The 16744-nt window shown below is 35.9% G+C and carries 11 protein-coding genes; 1 reads left to right on the forward strand and 10 read right to left on the reverse strand.

All coding sequences use genetic code 11. From position 1 onward, the window contains the following. Positions 1-2: 2 nt before the first annotated feature. The 9 genes from fsa to YW9_RS0110870 all read right to left on the reverse strand — a co-directional run bounded on the left by fsa (position 3) and on the right by YW9_RS0110870 (position 14857). On the reverse strand, positions 3-656 hold the full coding sequence (gene fsa, locus YW9_RS0110830) for a fructose-6-phosphate aldolase (RefSeq protein WP_018280192.1): 654 nt from the start codon (positions 654-656) through the stop codon (positions 3-5). A gap of 390 nt (positions 657-1046) precedes the next feature. After that, positions 1047-1853 (reverse strand): SDR family oxidoreductase, encoded by an 807-nt coding sequence (locus YW9_RS0110835; RefSeq protein WP_040354165.1) that lies wholly within the window; start codon positions 1851-1853, stop codon positions 1047-1049. Positions 1854-1906: 53 nt separating this feature from the next. Then, on the reverse strand, positions 1907-4186 hold the full coding sequence (locus tag YW9_RS0110840) for a glycoside hydrolase family 3 N-terminal domain-containing protein (RefSeq protein ID WP_018280194.1): 2280 nt from the start codon (positions 4184-4186) through the stop codon (positions 1907-1909). 48 nt (positions 4187-4234) lie between these two features. Beyond that, on the reverse strand, positions 4235-5617 hold the full coding sequence (locus YW9_RS0110845) for a glucoamylase family protein (RefSeq protein WP_018280195.1): 1383 nt from the start codon (positions 5615-5617) through the stop codon (positions 4235-4237). Between the two features lie 4 nt (positions 5618-5621). Continuing rightward, complete coding sequence (locus tag YW9_RS0110850) at positions 5622-6401, reverse strand: carboxylesterase family protein (RefSeq protein ID WP_026193993.1); 780 nt, start codon at positions 6399-6401, stop codon at positions 5622-5624. A gap of 8 nt (positions 6402-6409) precedes the next feature. Next, the gene (locus YW9_RS0110855; protein ID WP_026193994.1) at positions 6410-7240 is read right to left on the reverse strand and encodes a LamG domain-containing protein; all 831 of its coding nucleotides are present in this window, start codon (positions 7238-7240) and stop codon (positions 6410-6412) included. Positions 7241-7259: 19 nt separating this feature from the next. Beyond that, entirely contained in the window at positions 7260-8786 is a 1527-nt protein-coding gene (locus YW9_RS0110860; protein ID WP_026193995.1) for a RagB/SusD family nutrient uptake outer membrane protein, read from the reverse strand. Positions 8787-8796: 10 nt separating this feature from the next. Then, positions 8797-11814, reverse strand: coding sequence for a SusC/RagA family TonB-linked outer membrane protein (locus YW9_RS0110865; protein ID WP_018280199.1), 3018 nt, complete (start codon positions 11812-11814; stop codon positions 8797-8799). A gap of 196 nt (positions 11815-12010) precedes the next feature. Further along, on the reverse strand, positions 12011-14857 hold the full coding sequence (locus YW9_RS0110870) for a helix-turn-helix and ligand-binding sensor domain-containing protein (RefSeq protein ID WP_231555647.1): 2847 nt from the start codon (positions 14855-14857) through the stop codon (positions 12011-12013). Positions 14858-15061: 204 nt separating this feature from the next. Between YW9_RS0110870 and YW9_RS0110875 the strand changes: the two genes are divergently transcribed. Next, positions 15062-15631 (forward strand): hypothetical protein, encoded by a 570-nt coding sequence (locus YW9_RS0110875; RefSeq protein WP_018280201.1) that lies wholly within the window; start codon positions 15062-15064, stop codon positions 15629-15631. 63 nt (positions 15632-15694) lie between these two features. On the opposite strand, the gene YW9_RS0110880 is transcribed toward YW9_RS0110875, so the two are convergent. Continuing rightward, entirely contained in the window at positions 15695-16594 is a 900-nt protein-coding gene (locus tag YW9_RS0110880) for a GYDIA family GHMP kinase (RefSeq protein WP_018280202.1), read from the reverse strand. Positions 16595-16744: the final 150 nt, after the last annotated feature.

Consider the following 16744-nt stretch of genomic DNA (forward strand, 5'->3'; position numbering starts at 1 on the left):
AGTTAATTTCCTTTTTTATAATCTGCTAAAAATTGAGCTAAGCCACTGTCGGTCAAAGGATGTTTGAGTAAGCCTAAGATAGCTGATAGAGGAGCTGTAATCACATCCGCACCTATTTTGGCACATTGCATAATATGCATTGTATGGCGAACAGAAGCAGCTAAAATTTCAGTTTCAAAACTATAGTTATCATAAATCGATCGGATATCTTCAATCAGAGTCAGTCCATCGGTTGAAATATCGTCCAATCTTCCGATGAAAGGCGAAACATATGTAGCTCCAGCCTTGGCTGCTAATAGTGCCTGACCTGCGGAAAATACCAGCGTACAATTGGTTCGTATGCCTTTGTCCGAGAAATACTTAATGGCTTTTATTCCATCTTTTATCATCGGGACTTTCACTACAATTTGTTCGTGTAATGAGGCTAACATCTCACCTTCTTTTACAATGCCGTCAAATTCTGTAGCAATTACTTCGGCAGAAACATCTCCGTCCACAATGTTGCAAATATCTACATAGTGTTTTAAGATGTTATTCGTACCAGTAATTCCTTCTTTTGCCATAAGTGACGGATTGGTAGTTACTCCGTCCAGAACTCCTAAATCTTGTGCTTCACGGATTTGGTTTAGGTTAGCTGTGTCAATAAAAAATTTCATAATAAAATACTAATTAAGTGATACATAACTAAGTGCATCGGTAAGTGGAAATAAAACAACTTTTTGGTATATAAAAACTTCACTTAGCCAATGCATTGAATTTTACAAATATTCGAATTATTTAAAAATTCTATTCAAATGATGAATAGTTCTGCAAATATATTTCTTTTGGTGAGAAAAAAGAAAATCATTTCTAAAATATTCATTTGGTTTGTACGTAAAGTTAATGTAGGAAGATTTTAAAAAGGAATTACGTTACTTGGCTGATTATCTTGTTGATATTGGAGTAGAAACATAAGAAAAGTCAATAAATTCATACTATTTAAAATGAATTATTGACTTTCAGATACTTGTTATTACTGATTTTTACTAAAAACCTTCAGAAATAATCTATAATTTGTAGTGATTCATCAACATTTTTTCGTATACTTTGCTTGGTAATATTCGCTTCAGAACGATTGAGAATTTCTGTAGAAAACTTCCCTGTTTGTAATGTACGCTGGGTTTTGGGGTATTGATGATTTGAAAGATTTTCTCCGCCATTTCAGTAGGATTACCTCCCGAATCTACGTGCTGATTCATCAAATCCAATGACTTTTGATAGTTTTCCGCATACGCTGAATTTTCCTTTACAGGAGCGTGATATCTGCGTGAAGCGATATCGGTGGCATAGTCGCCTGGAGCAATGGTAGTTACCTCAATTCCAAAGTTTTTCACTTCCATTCGCAAGGCTTCTGACATTAGCATTAAAGCACCCTTACTTGCGGAGTATGCACCTCGAAAAGGCAATCCCATATATCCCGCAATGGACGTAATATTGATGATAAGTCCGCCTTTTTGTTCCCGCATTGATGGCAGGACGGATTGCATCAGTGCAATGGCTCCATAAAAATTGGTGGCAAAAACATTCTGAAGCTCTTCCATTGGGATTTCTTCCACAGCCCCCGTAATGCCCACACCTGCGTTGTTAATAAGAATATCTATCTTTCCAGTTTCTGCAAGAATGGCTTTTACCGTTTGTGAGATGCTTTCTTGGCTACGTACATCCATTGGAAACAACTTGAAGGGCAGATTTTTGCCTTCGACATTTCGGGCTGTGCCATAAACTACAAACCCCTTTTGAGTAAGTAACAAAGCGGTTTCCTTCCCAATCCCTGAGGTAGCTCCTGTAATTAGGACAATTTTTGAACGATTCATCAAAATTTCTTTTTGCGACAAAGATATGAATATTAAGGGGAGAATGAAAAGTTTTATTTTAGTTCAAACTCCAATTCATTAGCATTGTCAGCTGAATGTTGAGCTACCCACAATTTAAATTTCCCACTTTCGGCTTTTCTTGTCATATCAATCCCGTAGAATTTCAAGTCTTTTTCAGTGAGGCTAAATTGAATTTGTTTGGATTCTCTTGCTTTTAGAGCTGTTTTCTGAAAGCCTTTCAGTTCCTTCACAGGTCGTGTTACGCTTCCCACTAAATCTCGGACATACAATTGAGTAACCAGCTCTCCGTCAGTGTTTCCTGTATTGCTGATTTTAGCTGTTATTGTAATTTTTCCGCCACGTTCCATAACTGTTTTATCTAATTTTACATCTGAAATAGAGAAAGTTGTGTAACTAAGTCCATAACCGAATGGATACAGAGCGGTAATAGGTGAGTCCTCGTATTTAGAGCGGTAATCTCCCTGAGGATTGTCAAAGTTTACAGGTCGTCCTGTGTTTTTTTGGTTGTAATAGACAGGGATTTGCCCTACGTTTCGTGGGAAAGACATAACCAGTCGCCCTGATGGATTGTAGTCTCCCGCGATAACATCTGCAATTCCGTATCCGCCTTGTGTTCCTGGGAACCAAGCCTGTAAGATAGCATCAATGTTTTCGTTTTCCCAGCTCAAATCGAGCGGACGACCGCTAAAAATAACCAAAGCTATGGGTTTTCCAACCTGTTTTAGAGCCTTTAGTAATTCCCTTTGTGCGGTATGTAATCGTATGTCAGTCAGCGAAGCAGCTTCTCCCGACCAATTGAAATCTTCACCTAAAGCTACTAAAATTAAGTCTGAATTTTTAGCAGTAGTTACTGCCTCATTCACACTTTTTGAGGTGGCTTCGGTAAGTGTACAGCCTTGTGCATAAGAAAATTGCACAGAACTATTCCGAAACACCTCCTGAAGACCTTTAAAAAGAGATACGGATTGATTTCTGTCGCCTCTACCTTGCCATTCTCCATTGAGATTGATGGAGTCCTTCATCATAGCACCAATGAGAGCTACTTTTTTAGGGGAATCTTTTCTGATGGGAAGCAAATTATTGTCATTTTTTAGTAGTACTGCCGACTCAGCTACTGCCTTCCGAGCAGTTTCCATAAATTCAGGTTTTTGAATAGTATTTTTAGCTCGATTTTCATCTAAATATCGGTATGGGTCTTCAAACAATCCGAGCAAAAATTTCATCTCCAGAATTCTTCGAGTGGCGTCATCAATGGTTTTTTCAGAAACTTTTTCTTCTTCTACCAATTGCTTGAGATATTTTATGTAAGTAGAGCCCGTCATATCCATTTCAGTACCTGCATTGACTGCTAACTGGGCAGCGTGTTTGTCATTTTCAGCAACTCCGTGTGGTACAAGTTCATTAATTCCTGTGTAATCAGAGACTACAAAACCTTTGAAATTCCACTCTCCACGTAGTATGTCGCTCATCAGCCATTTGTTGGCAGTTGCTGGTATTCCATTCACATCATTGAATGAAGCCATATAAGTTACTACATTAGCTTCTTTAGCTGCTTCATACGGAGGTAAATAGATGTTGCGTAACGTATGCTCGGAGAGTTCAGCAGTGTTATAATCCCTCCCTGATTCGGCTGCACCATAAGCTGCAAAATGCTTTGCACACGCTAGTACAGTGTTGGTCTCCTTGAGTGAACGCCAGTCAGTTCCGCCTTGGAAACCTTCAACACGAGCTTTGGCAATGGCACTTCCTAAGAAAGGGTCTTCACCAGCACCTTCCATTACACGTCCCCAGCGAGGATCGCGACTAATGTCTACCATTGGAGCAAACGTCCAGTGCAAACCATCGGAAGCAGCTTCTTCTGCGGCGATTTGAGCAGTTCTTTTTATTAATTCCAGATTCCAAGAACAGGCTTCTCCCATTGGCATAGGGAAGATAGTTTTGTATCCGTGAATGACGTCATAAGCAAATAAGATAGGAATGCCCAAACGTGTTTTTTCAACAGCAATTTCTTGCATTTTCCGAATTCCCTCAACTGTGACAGCATTGAAAATACTTCCGACTAATCCTTTTTCTAAATAAGGTTGAAAATCATCGGGCATCACAGGACCAGTAACCGACCAGTTAGCCGAAAATTGCGACATTTGTCCAATTTTTTCTTCTAAAGTCATCAAATTTAGGACTGAATCAACCTTACGTTCAATGTTTTTGTCTCCACTGAAACTATTCCAATTTGAGCTCGATGATGGTGTTCTGCCACATTTAAATAAACTTAAAGCTAAAGCGATAATACTTATGAATTTCAATTTTGCCATAATTACATTGTATTTTTTAAAAAGAAAACAAGAGCAAAGGTATGAAAATTATATTGAGGAAACTCTGAAACCTAGTTTCTTTAATCCTTCTTGTACTTCAGGGCAACTCATAAATAACTTCCATAAAAGTCCTGTACGATAATTTTCAATCATTGGAGCAATTGTTAGTTGGTCAATAGCCAGATAACGTTGCGGATACCAGTTGTGTTGTTCACTAAAGGCATCATAGAAGCCATATTTGCCCCATATTTTATCTCCTAAGCCAAAATAGAAATGTTTTAAAGCCGACATAGATTCGTTGGGAGTATACGGAAAACTTGATAGGGCTGCTGTTGGTGTGATTACTGCTTTGTCATTAGTCATTGGAGTGTGACCAGCATATCCGTCAACAGAGTAACTTGCTGTAAGTCCCCAGCAATTCTTTCCATAGCCTTTGTAGCCTTTAGGATTTTCTACACAATAATTGTAATTAATCAGTGAATGATTTTTATTTAATTCCCAATAATTTGCATAATCATCGATTAGCCCTTTGGGATTCAATCCGATATAGGAATAGTGAGCCCAGAAAAGAGGTCCTCCGTAGTTTTCTGCTCCATTGTGTTTAAGGATTAGAGGAAGATTGTAGGCAGTTTTATCCGTTTTGATGTTTCCTCCTCGTGCCCAGCCATTATGGTAAGCTGAAGCAGGAATAGAATGAGTGGGAGACGAAGCTGCTAATATATAAGTTATTAAACATTCGTTGTACCCTTCAAGAGGGAAATTCATTTGCCATTCATATTGTGGACTCCAATGCCAGTACAAAACATCTTTTCCGTTTAAATACCACGTCCAGTTCATTTCTCTCCAGAGCTTATCAATTCGGTGAGCTAATTGTTTTTCAGGTTCATTACCATCTTTAAAGTATTGCCTTACACAAAGTAATCCTTGTATCAGAAAAGCGCTTTCTACTAAATCACCGCCATTATCTTTCGTGCCAAAAGGTTTAGTTTTTCCAGTTCTTCCATCAATCCAATGAGACCAAACGCCGTGAAATCTATCAGCCTTTTCTAAAAAAGAAACAATTTTTGTAAGACGTTTTAATCCATCTTCACGAGTGATAAATCCTCGTTCCATCCCTACCACAAGTCCTGCAATGCCAAATCCGCTACCTCCTGTGGTAATGATGTGTTGGTCGCTCATAGGATAGTTGCCATCAATATGGATACGTTCACAAGCCAATCCCGAATTTTCTTCCGCTCCTTCCCACATATAGTTAAAATGAGCTTTTTGTATGAAATCAAGAAAGGCTTCGTCAGAGGCAAACTCCATAGGTCGGTTTTTTTCACTTTGAGAGGAATTGATTGTGTTAGAAGGATTATTTTTTTTATCGTTACAACCCACAATTCCCAAAAGGAAACACCCACCAATCAACATATATTTTTTGAAATTCATATGCTTATTTTTTTATTTGATATAGCCAAGGTAAGAAATCAGGCATATTGAAAGCAGGATGCCAGCTATTGTGTCCAACACCATAAAACTCAATGTATTCTACATCATTGCCACTTTCTTTTAGAGCTTTGTAAGCTTCGCGAGAAAATTCAACCGAAACCACAGAGTCTATATCTCCGTGATAAATTCGAAATTTCGTTTTCCCTCTAAATTCCTTAAGCCACGATGTGTTTACACCGCCGCAGATGGGAATTGCAGCTGCAAAACGATTGGGAAAACGACACACAAAATCAAATGTACCCATACCTCCCATAGAAAGCCCCATAATATAAATACGATTTTCATCTATCGGGTTGTTTTTTATGAAATTTGTGAGTAATTCATCTACCAATTTCAATTGAGTTGATATGGGAGCATTTTTTTCGAAAGGGTTTTTATCCATAAATCCTTGAGCAGGTCGTTTGTCAATAGGCCAGTAAAAATCAGGAGGACATTGAGGAAACAACACAAACGAAGGGAATTTTTCCCGATTCGAAGGATTGGAGAAGAGTGTTCCTCCATTACGAAGTTGACTTTCATTATCCGTTCCTCGCTCTCCCGCTCCGTGCAAAAACAACACCAATGGATATTTTTTCCCTTTTTCTACTTTTTCAGGTGTTGATAACCTATACTTCAGAGAATCTTTTGTTTTGCTGACAAAAATCTCTTTGGAAAAGCTATCATTTTGTGCGAAGAATGATTTTGAAGAGAACATTAAAAGTAAGATTGATATATAGAATTTCATAAAAACGATTATTTTTCGTTAGCCAATTTTTTAATTTCGGTATCAGAAATAGCTTTATTATAGAAATGAAATTCATCTAATAAACCTAAGTAATTTCTTGCCCAGCTTTGTGATTCGGTGGCAGAGGTTAAACTAGGGTTAGTTTGAAATTGTAAGGTACCGATAACTAATTGCCCCATATCGTCGAACACGATTTCTCCAAAGTTTGAAAAGTCTTGATTAATAACCATTTCTCCGTTTTTGAAAATTTCAAGAGATTCTTTTTTAGCGTCATAACGAAATGCTAAATGTACCCAATCACCTACAGCACCAGCTATTTTTGCATTTCCAACCCATTTCTCTACAGCTCCATTGTAAAGATGCATTTTAAAAAAAGCCTCATCTTCCTTCGATTTTTCCATAAAGATATCTAAGTTTCCCCAGAATTTTTTTGTGTTTGAAATGGAAAAAATTCCAGTAGCAGCTTCAGGTTGATTGGTTTTCATCCAAAAAGCGACCGTAAAGTTTCTCAGATTAGCAATTGTGTCGCGTACACTTATATCTCCAGGATATGCAGCAGGATTGGGAGTTATAAGGATATAGGCATCGTCAGCTCCCTGAAAAGCTTTTCCTTTTTTTCCATCGGTAAAAGTTCCTTTACCCATTACTTGCGTTTGTATTTTATAATTACTTCCATCTTTTGCTTCATTCTCAAAGGAGAGAGCTAATTTTTGAGAGCTATAAGCAGGAGGAGGTGGTTGCTGTGGATAATTGAATTCAGGGTTTTGCTCTAAATCCTGAAAGCAGGATTGCATTGCTAAGGTAACTATAAAAACAATGAGATATGTAAACGTTTTCATTTCTTTTTATTTTTGTAGATTAGTAATTAGGATTCTGAATTAGAACACCGTTGGAACGGTCAACTTCTTTCTGAGGCAGAGGCAGATACTCGTGTTTAGGTTGATAGTTCGTTTTTCCAGCAGCGTGAAGTACTTCTTGGGCAACGCCCCAGCGCACCAAGTCATAAAATCTGTCAAATTCCATACCGAGTTCCACACGACGTTCGTGCCGAATGGCATTGCGTAATTCCACTTGATTGGTGGTTGTTATCTCAGGTAGGATAGAATTATTTCCAGCTCTTGCCCTTGCTCTTATTTGTTCTAGATAAATGACAGCTTGTCCTGAATTTCCTAATTCATTTGCAGATTCAGCTGCCATAAGAACCACATCGGCATAACGAATCAGTCGGATATTATACCAAAAACCACTTTTAGTATACTGAGCTCTTAGAGAAGGATTTGTGTAGGCTTTTTTGTTATAATATTTGTTTACTACTGCAGCATTGGCAATGGGTTTTTCATTGTAAGGGCTATTTGCAGGTATGTCATTTTGATTTTCTCCTGTTTTGGTGAAGTAGAGCAATGTTTCATTCTTTCGTGGGTCTTCTGCTTCAAAAGCATCTGCTAATAGTTGTGTAGGAGTGTGCCAACCCCATCCCAAATTCCATTCACCAGCTCCACGAACTCCTTGCACTTGAGCAAATTGGCTTCCAACTTCGTTGGAGCCAGGATGTGTAGCGTTGGCTGTACATTGAATTTCAAAAATGGAACCGCTGTTATTTTCTCCTTCTTCCCTGAAAATCTGATTGTAAGCAGTATTTAAATTATAAATTCCTGAATTGATAATATCCGAAGCAGCAGTGTACGTATTTTGCCAGTCATTACGCATCAAATACGTTTTAGCGTGAAGAGCACGTGCAGCTCCCCAAGTGAGTCTTCCTATGTATACGGACGCCCAATTTTTAGGTAAAAATTCTTCTGCGATTGTTAAATCAGTGTCAATTAGTTTGTAAATGTCAGAAATTTTAGCTTTGGGTTTGTTTGCCTCTTCTGCGTTTTTTACGGCAAAATCAATCAGAGGAACTTCACCAAAAGCACGTACCAAGTTAAAATAGGCAAAGGCTCGGAAAAAATGGGCTTCAGCTTTATTGATTTTATCTCCATCGGTGAGAGATGATTGATTAGCATTTTTGATTTTATCAATTACTGTATTTGTTAGGTGTATAACTTCGTAATTTGCTGTATAATAACTTGAAATCATTCCGTTAGTTGCTACATATTCAAAATCGTCAAACATTCTTGCTTGTTCGGCACCATCAGAAGCTGTTGAACCTTTTTCAGCATCTTCTGAACGAAAGCCGTGTATTGCCAAAGGAGGTAATCCCGCTGTAAGGTTGTATCCTCGCAATTTTCCATAAATTGTGAAGATGTCAGCTTCGTACGAACCTGCTTTTTGATCTCCATCAATCCATTCTCCCTGAGGTTCTTGATCTAGCAGATTGGAACATCCAATAGATAGAATTGCTGCCAAAAGCATTACTGTTATTGATGAAATATATCTTTTCATTTTTTTGTTTTTAGAAAGTTATGTTGATTCCGTAAGTCATAATCATTGGCATTGGATATGTGCCTGTGTCAATGCCAAAAGCCAATGCCGAACCTCCTATTTCGGGGGTGTATCCTGTATTTTTACTCCACGTTTTTAGGTTTTGAATATTCGCAAAAATGCGGAATTTTTTCAGTTTAAAGCGTTCCGAATATTGAGTAGGAAGGGTGTATCCTAACTGTATATTTCGGATTCTAAAAAAACTTCCATCTTCAATGAAGTAATTTGAATTCATTCGGTTGATGGCTCTGGATGGGTCTATGATAGGTTCCCAATTTGAAGTGCCTTCACCACGCCATCTTCCCATACGTTTGCTCATATAGTTCAAAGTTGCATAGCCAACTTCACCCCAACCCCGATAGATTTCATTTCCGTAAACTCCCATAAACTCCATACCGAAATCGAAATTTTTGTATTCTACATTCAAATTAATTCCGTATGTGAAGTCAGGAGTTGGATTTCCAATCATTTCACGGTCTGCAGGAGTGATTTCTCCATCGCTATTGGTGTCAACAAATTTTAAATCCCCAGGAGCTACAGTTTGAAGTTTGTTTACAGGTGAGGTTGCAATATCCTGATAATTTTGATAAACCCCTGCAACTTTGTATCCGAAGAAATGCCCAATAGGGTATCCCTCTAAGGAACGAGCTACGTCATAAGACCCCGCATAGATGGCATCATCAGGACCTCTTCCTAAAGAGATTACTTTATTGTCAATAGTTGTAAAGTTTCCTGAAATAGAGTAGGTAAAGTCAGAATTTTCTTTTTTTCTGCTCCAAGTTGCTGAAATTTCCCAACCCTTGTTCTGTACTTCACCCAGATTTTCCAAAGCGTTGTTTGCTCCAGCAATTCCCGATAAAAGTACAATTAGATCCTTAGTGTTTTTGTTGTAGTAAGTAGGTTCTAACGTGAGCTGGTTGTTTAGTAAACGTATTTCTAACCCAACTTCCCAAGCGCGTGTTTTCTCCCACCCTAAATTTTGAACTAAGTATTTTGGAGCATATCCTGTGATGATTCTATCGCCAAAAACAGCACTTCCTGAGTTGATAAGTATCGGATGAGTAGGATAGTTGTAACCTCCTGTGTTTTGACTTCCTAATACACCCCAAGAGCCTTTAACTTTAAGATAATCAATTACTTTTTGGTTTTTCATAAAATTTTCTTGACTAATCACCCAACCAGCTCCTACCGAATAGAAATTATCCCAAGTATTCCCTGATTTTCGGAAAACAGAAGCTCCATCATGGCGGAAAGAAGCATTCAGTAAATAACGATTATCATAACTATACAAAGCTCGGAACAAGTACGACATTGTGAAGCGTTTGTATTGAGAAGAACCGTTTTCAGAACGAGTTTTATCTATTGATGATATCCACCATTTATTTTCATTATCAGGAATTGAGAAGATAATGTCATTAAAATGCTGACTACGTTCACCAGAAAGAGAAGAATGTTCGATGTAATTTGTAGTTACTCCCGCAATTGCTGTAAGGTTATGTTCTTTTGATTGTTTCTTGTAAGTTAGAATATAATCGGATTGAGCTGTTGTCGTGGTTGCTTTGGATTGTGAGATAGATTCATAATCCGAAAGACGTTCTTTATCCGAAATATCAGGATTATATACCCAGATAATAGGATTAAAAAATCTATTTTCACCAACTCGATAGTCCATCGACAAAGTTGTTTTGAATGAAAAATTTTTCAGAAAGTCCACCTCTCCGTATATATTTCCAGCAACTCTATGATTTACAGCTTTGTTGTGGTTTGCTTTGGTTTTGACATCAATTAAAGGGTTCCACACTTGAGCTCGTTGAAAGTCGGGTAATGTATGTAAAAGCCCACTCGAAGTATCATACACAGGAGCAATAGGGGCAGCTCTTAGGGCTCCAGAAACTCCTTTTGCATCAGGCGGAAGGCTTTTAGCTCCATTTATATGAAAACCTACTCGAAGAAAATCTGTGAGATTGTATTCGCTATTCAGATTGAGTGTGATACGTGAAAGTTCTTCATATTTTATAGAGCCTTCTTCTTTCAAATAACCAGCTCCTAAGTAAAATTTATTCCTTTCACTAGAGCCTGAAATGCTGAAATTGTGATTTGAAATCCAAGCCTTTTGAAAGATTTCGTCCTGCCAGTTGGTGTTCGCAGACCAACGAGAAAAATCAAATGGAGCAGCTTTTTGGTTAAGTAATTGTTCAGCATATAATTCCTTGAATTCTGCACCATCTACCATTTGGATATAATCATTGATAGTTTTCAACCCCAGTGAAGAGTTGATATTCACCACAGTCTGTCCTTTTTTAGCTTTTTTGGTTGTGATGATAATAACACCATTAGCCCCTCGAACCCCAAAAATAGCTAATGAAGAAGGGTCTTTCAAGACTTCCATAGATTCAATATCAGATGGATTAAGATAGTTGATATTATCTGTAAATAATCCATCTACAACATAAAGCGGAGTGTAGCCGTTGATAGAGTTTGTTCCTCGTATGCGAATCTCTGGGTCTTGTCCCGCACGTCCTGTATTAACAACTTGTACACCAGCTATTTTTCCTTGTACAGAAGCTAATGGATTGGTAGAGGGTCTGTCTGCAATTTCATCAGCTTTAATACTTACAATTGAACCTGTTAAATCTCGTTTTTGAGCTGTTCCGTACCCAATGACAATCACCTCCTTAAGTTGTTCAATGTCTTCAACAAGTAGCACATCAATTTGCGAACGACCATTAATGGCAATTTCTTGTGTTTGCATTCCTATGTAACTGAATATCAAAACTCCATTACGAGGAACATTGCTCAGAACGTAGTTTCCTTCAAAGTCAGTTGTTATACCTTTACTGGTACCTTTAACAACGACATTAGCCCCTAGTATGGGCAGATTCGTTTGTTTCTCACGAACAACACCACTTACTGTTATCCGTTCTTGAGCGAAGATAGGTAAGAGGGAGAACCAAAACGAAAGCATCAGAAAAAATGTTTTTGATTCCATAAAGTTATGTTTAAATGAAGTTAACTGCACAACAAAGTTCACTATAAAAATAAAGAGTCCAAAAATATTCACCTCTTTTTAACTACTTCATTTGAAAGTCTTCTTTTTTTGTATTACGTCAAAAGTACTACATTTTTATTTAATTTTATGATTTACAATAATTTATTTGAAGAAGCTGAAAGGATATTAGTTTTAATTATTCAAAAGTAATAAGAAAATTAGTTAAGCTATCTTCTTCCGACAAATTTAACTTTTTACGCAGACGATAACGAGCTGTTTCTATTCCTCGTATTGAAATTCCTTGTATGGCAGCTATTTCCTTCGTGGAATAATTTAAACGTATTAGTACGCAAAGTTTTAAATCTGATGAAGTTAAATTCGGATATTTTTTCTTCAGGTTTTTGAAGAAATTTTTGTGAATCATATCGAAATTTTCTTGAAATATTTGCCAATTACCTTCAGTGGAAATATTTTCACGGATATGTTGCATAATAGGACGGCTTTGTGATGGAGAAATCTTATGTTTTTTCATAAATTCATTCAAATCCACAATCAGATTCTCCAGAAAGTTGTCGTGCTTGATGTTCATCATTGTAGTTCCAGCAATAATTTTACTCTTATGTATTAGCTCGGCTTCTAATTTTTCATTGCGTAGTTGAGTTATTTCTTGTTCTTGCTGTTTTAAAATCTGTTCTTTTTTTGCTTTTTCTCTTATAAATAGTCGCTCTCGTTTCCTCAATTTGAATTTGAAATACAGAAAAATTATATAAACGATGAGTCCTATACTTAGGCAAAAATAGATAATGAAAGCCAAAACAGATTTATACCAAGGCGTTGTGATTTTGAAGGGAACTTTTAGATGACTTATATCATTTCCCAATTCATTTATAATTTTGGCGTTTAAAACGTATTCTCCTTGTGGGAGATTTTGATAATCAATGGTAAAGTTTGGGGTGGCTAAGTTCCATCGTTTGTCATAATTTTCCAATCGATACACTAATTTTAGAGTTTCTTTTGAGAAATTTGGAAATTGAAAATCGAAAATTAGATTATTCCTTTGATAATCAATAGATAAATTCTCACCAATGTTTTCCAAAGAAAAGTCATCAGATTTTCTGTTGTAATTGCTTAAAGATTTTAGGGATAGTTTGTAAGGATAGTTCATTTTTGTGTTTTTTGATGAATACTTTGCAATACTTTCATTCAGGCAAAAAAAAGATTCACCTTGCTTATTTATAAAAATAGTTGCTCGTTCTTCATTGGAAGGATTTATAATATTTTTAAAGCTAATTTTGTCTTCTATTTTATAATGTGTTGATTTGTAAGAAACTAAAAAATAATTTTTATTTGTGATAAACCAAAAAAGATTGTCGTTTATGGGGATTATTTTTTGAGTTTTTGTTAAATTTGGTAGATTTTCGTTTAACGAATTATAAGGAATCATTTCTTGGCTTTCCTCGTTGTATTGGTAAAATTGTTGTGTATCTGTAAAAATGGGTTTTCCTCTGAATTTTAGTAATTTAAGTGTTTGATGGTTTTTATTATTTCCCAGATTTTTATAAAGTTTTTTGCTTTTTATTTTCGTCAGGTCTTCGTTTAATTCAATTTTATAAATTCCTTTGTATGTGTGGTTTGCCCAAATGTTACCAGCATAATCTATTTCGATGCTTTGTATGAGGTCTGAGAAATCTTCAATGTTATGAGAAAAAAGCCATTTTCCTTCAGGATTTTTTTTGTAAACTGAAAGAAAAGTGTAGGAAGACCCAATCAAAACTTCCTTTCCGTGTATGATTCCTTTTTTTAGGTCAGTACCTCCAACTCCAACATTTTCAATAGGTTGTATTGTGTTGTTTGTAATGTTCGCACTTCCTTTGTTGTGTCCTATAAAAAGTTGATTGTCAATATTTTTTACAAACCAAACTTGTTCGTCAAAATTGGGTATTTTTTTTACTTCGTTATCCTTAATGAAGTAAATGCCTTTGTTTGAAGCCATATAGAAATTTCCCTGAAAGGAGGTCATATCTTCCACCAAATCAATATCCGATTTCAAATTGAAATAAGATAGCTTGGATTGAGTATCTATATATGAAATTCCATTATCTAAAGCAATCCAGATATTCTTCTGTTTATCTTCAAACAAACCTAAAATCGTGTTGTTCTGAAGTCCGTTCGATTTGTTCATGTGCCACAATCCTTTACCATTTTCAATATCTATGGCAAAAACTCCGTCATTTAAACTTCCTAAAATTAGTGAGTTATCAGTTTTTAAAGCTCTGTTTAGTGAACTTTTTTTTAATTTTGAATCGAAGTCTGTTTTGAAAGGTTCGATAGTTTTATTTTCTAAATTATAAATGAATAAACCACTTTGGATAGTAACTAAAATGAGGTTTTCTTTATGCGGAATAGTATTAATTATCAGGTCGTTATTGATAGAAGTTCGTCTTATTATAGGAATTAATTCATTCTTGTTGGTCAGTTGGTAAAAATCATCGTCAATTCCTTGCATATAGACGTTTTTTTCAGAAGAATATAACCCAAAAGGGGCGGGTTTGGGATTGAAATTTTTTACATTTTGCCCATCAAAAACAAAATATGAAGAAAATGTTTGAAAATAAATGTTGTTTTGGTGTTTAAAGATTCGCCATATTTCATCATTTTGAAACTCATAATTGGGGATTTTGTTTTTTAAAGATTTGTAAATCAGTTCATTTTTTTCACTTCTTTGAAAATATCCAAATTCTTCGAATGACCCTACATAAATCCGATTATCATCTATAAAAACTGACCGAACGATTCTTTTATTCGGTAATAAATGTAATTCCCATAAGTTGCCGTCAAAGGTTAAAAGTCCTTGATTGTTAGCTATATATATGATTCCATATTTATCTTGGGAAATTCCCCAGTTTTGTGTTCCTGCATTATATTCTTTCTGTGAGAAATTATGTACGGGAGAGATAAAAGGAAGATGGTCCTCTTGTGCAAAGACAACCGAATTTACTAAGAGTAAAAAAAGCAATAGGGCTAGTAAATACCACTTCATCATTTCTTATTTTATACATTCTTAGACTCCACAAAAATATGAAAATATTCTGTAAAGATTGATGAAAGAATTTACTGAATAAAAAATATCATTTGATAAATATTATATGAAAGAAGTTAACTAAAAAGCGTATTTTTTTGAATAAATTTTGGTTTTTTCAAAAAAATGTATATCTTTGCCAATGTAAACAATTAAAATTATTAACAAATGAAGAAATTTATTTTAGGTGTTGCTCTAGTTTTAGGAGCAGTTGTTTTTAGTAACATAAATGCACAAATCCAAAAAGGAAACTGGATGGTAGGAGGTCAGGTTGCTGATATGAAATTCACTAATGGGTTGAATATCAATCTTTATCCTCAAGCGGGATATTTCGTAGCTGACAATTTTGCCGTAGGAGGGCTTCTAGGTTTGGGAGTTTTCAAAGCGAAAGGTTCAAGTGATACACAAACAAACTGGAATTTGGGTGCTTTTGGTCGTTACTATGTAGGTAAAGACTATGTGAATTTGTTGAAAAACGGACGTTTCTTTGCTGAAGGAAGCTTTGGTTTTGGAGGAAGAAATTCAAGCTCAGGAAGTACAACAAATGGTGTTGATTTAGGTGTAGGTGCTGGTTATGCATATTTCATCACTCGTAATGTAAGTTTGGATGCTGCTCTTAAATTCAATTCTGTTGTTGGTGGAGGAAATACAAGTGGTCAAGGGGATTTAGGATTTGTAATTGGTTTCCAAATTTTCCTTCCTACATCAAAAGTTAAAGCTGCTTTGAACGATAACTAGTAGTTAACGTAACTTTGTAAAAAATAAAATCCAGTTCGATTAAAATAATCGGGCTGGATTTTTTTATGAAGTTAAAATCATTTCATTGTATGGGATAATTGTTGAGAAGCCCTTAGCTGAAAAGTATTCCTTTACGTATGATGCTTCGCCTACTGCCAGAACAAAATCACCTCCCCAAGCTCCCAAGCTTTTTATAGTTCCTTTGAAATAGGGAAATTCTAGGCTTTTAATTGTTGGAATGTCGAGAAAATTGGCTAAAATTTCTTCGTGTTGTTCTAATAGAGAACAAAAATCTTTTTCAGAAGGAAAACGTAAAAGTTCTTCAGTAATTTCAGTAAGTTGTGAACAAAGTTTGGCTTTTCCTTTTTTGATAATCTTGTAGTGTGCAATACCTTCTTTGCTATTTTGTTTTCTGTTTAAGTGGATGAAAAATAGCTTATCATTAAAAGGAAGATTGAAGTTTATGGGATAAGTTTTGGGTTTTCCTGATTCCAATTTGTATAAAATGGGAGTATTATGCTTAGCACAAGCGATATCGTATCCGCTACCTCCGAAACTTCTGAATAACAGCTCGAACGGACAAACGTCTGCCCACTGAGCGATATTGTTAATCAGTGTTGAAGAAGAACCCAATCCCCAATCTCGCTCAAATTCCAGATGTGTTTCAACCAAGCAGTTATTCATTTTTTCTGTAAAAGAAGGATTCATTTCACTAGCAACGCTCAAGATTTTCTTTAGGGTGTTGGCAATTGGAGCAAATTCGGGGTTGTTTATTTCTAAGTTTTGAGCTTCGAACCAAATTTTGTTATGAATGTCGTAACTTCTCCAAGTAAATCCATTTGTTTGTGAAGTGATATTTAATGTCTGTCCTTGTTTTGTGGGCAAGGCGAGGCTTAAAGCACCATCTAAAACAGCATACTCACCTGTAAGTAAAAGTTTTCCGTTACTGCGATATGTTTCCATATGTTAGAAAATTTTGTTTATTTGAAGTTTCTAAACCTTTTAAAATTAGGATTTTTTTGTATTTTTGTTCCCTTGTATTCCACAAATATATAAAATACGCGGAATATAGTGCCTTTTTGTGTTATTTATTCTACATTTTTCTACGCAATA

It is taken from the genome of Capnocytophaga cynodegmi DSM 19736 (assembly GCF_000379185.1).
Lineage (GTDB): Bacteria > Bacteroidota > Bacteroidia > Flavobacteriales > Flavobacteriaceae > Capnocytophaga > Capnocytophaga cynodegmi.

Coding starts and splice junctions, on each gene's coding strand:
- YW9_RS0110860 (WP_026193995.1), bottom strand. CDS start 8,786: ATGAAAAGATATATTTCATCAATAACAGTAATGCTTTTGGCAGCAATT.
- YW9_RS0110845 (WP_018280195.1), bottom strand. CDS start 5,617: ATGAATTTCAAAAAATATATGTTGATTGGTGGGTGTTTCCTTTTGGGA.
- YW9_RS0110855 (WP_026193994.1), bottom strand. CDS start 7,240: ATGAAAACGTTTACATATCTCATTGTTTTTATAGTTACCTTAGCAATG.
- YW9_RS0110870 (WP_231555647.1), bottom strand. CDS start 14,857: ATGATGAAGTGGTATTTACTAGCCCTATTGCTTTTTTTACTCTTAGTA.
- YW9_RS0110850 (WP_026193993.1), bottom strand. CDS start 6,401: ATGAAATTCTATATATCAATCTTACTTTTAATGTTCTCTTCAAAATCA.
- YW9_RS0110880 (WP_018280202.1), bottom strand. CDS start 16,594: ATGGAAACATATCGCAGTAACGGAAAACTTTTACTTACAGGTGAGTAT.
- YW9_RS0110835 (WP_040354165.1), bottom strand. CDS start 1,853: ATGAATCGTTCAAAAATTGTCCTAATTACAGGAGCTACCTCAGGGATT.
- YW9_RS0110865 (WP_018280199.1), bottom strand. CDS start 11,814: ATGGAATCAAAAACATTTTTTCTGATGCTTTCGTTTTGGTTCTCCCTC.
- YW9_RS0110875 (WP_018280201.1), top strand. CDS start 15,062: ATGAAGAAATTTATTTTAGGTGTTGCTCTAGTTTTAGGAGCAGTTGTT.
- YW9_RS0110840 (WP_018280194.1), bottom strand. CDS start 4,186: ATGGCAAAATTGAAATTCATAAGTATTATCGCTTTAGCTTTAAGTTTA.
- fsa (WP_018280192.1), bottom strand. CDS start 656: ATGAAATTTTTTATTGACACAGCTAACCTAAACCAAATCCGTGAAGCA.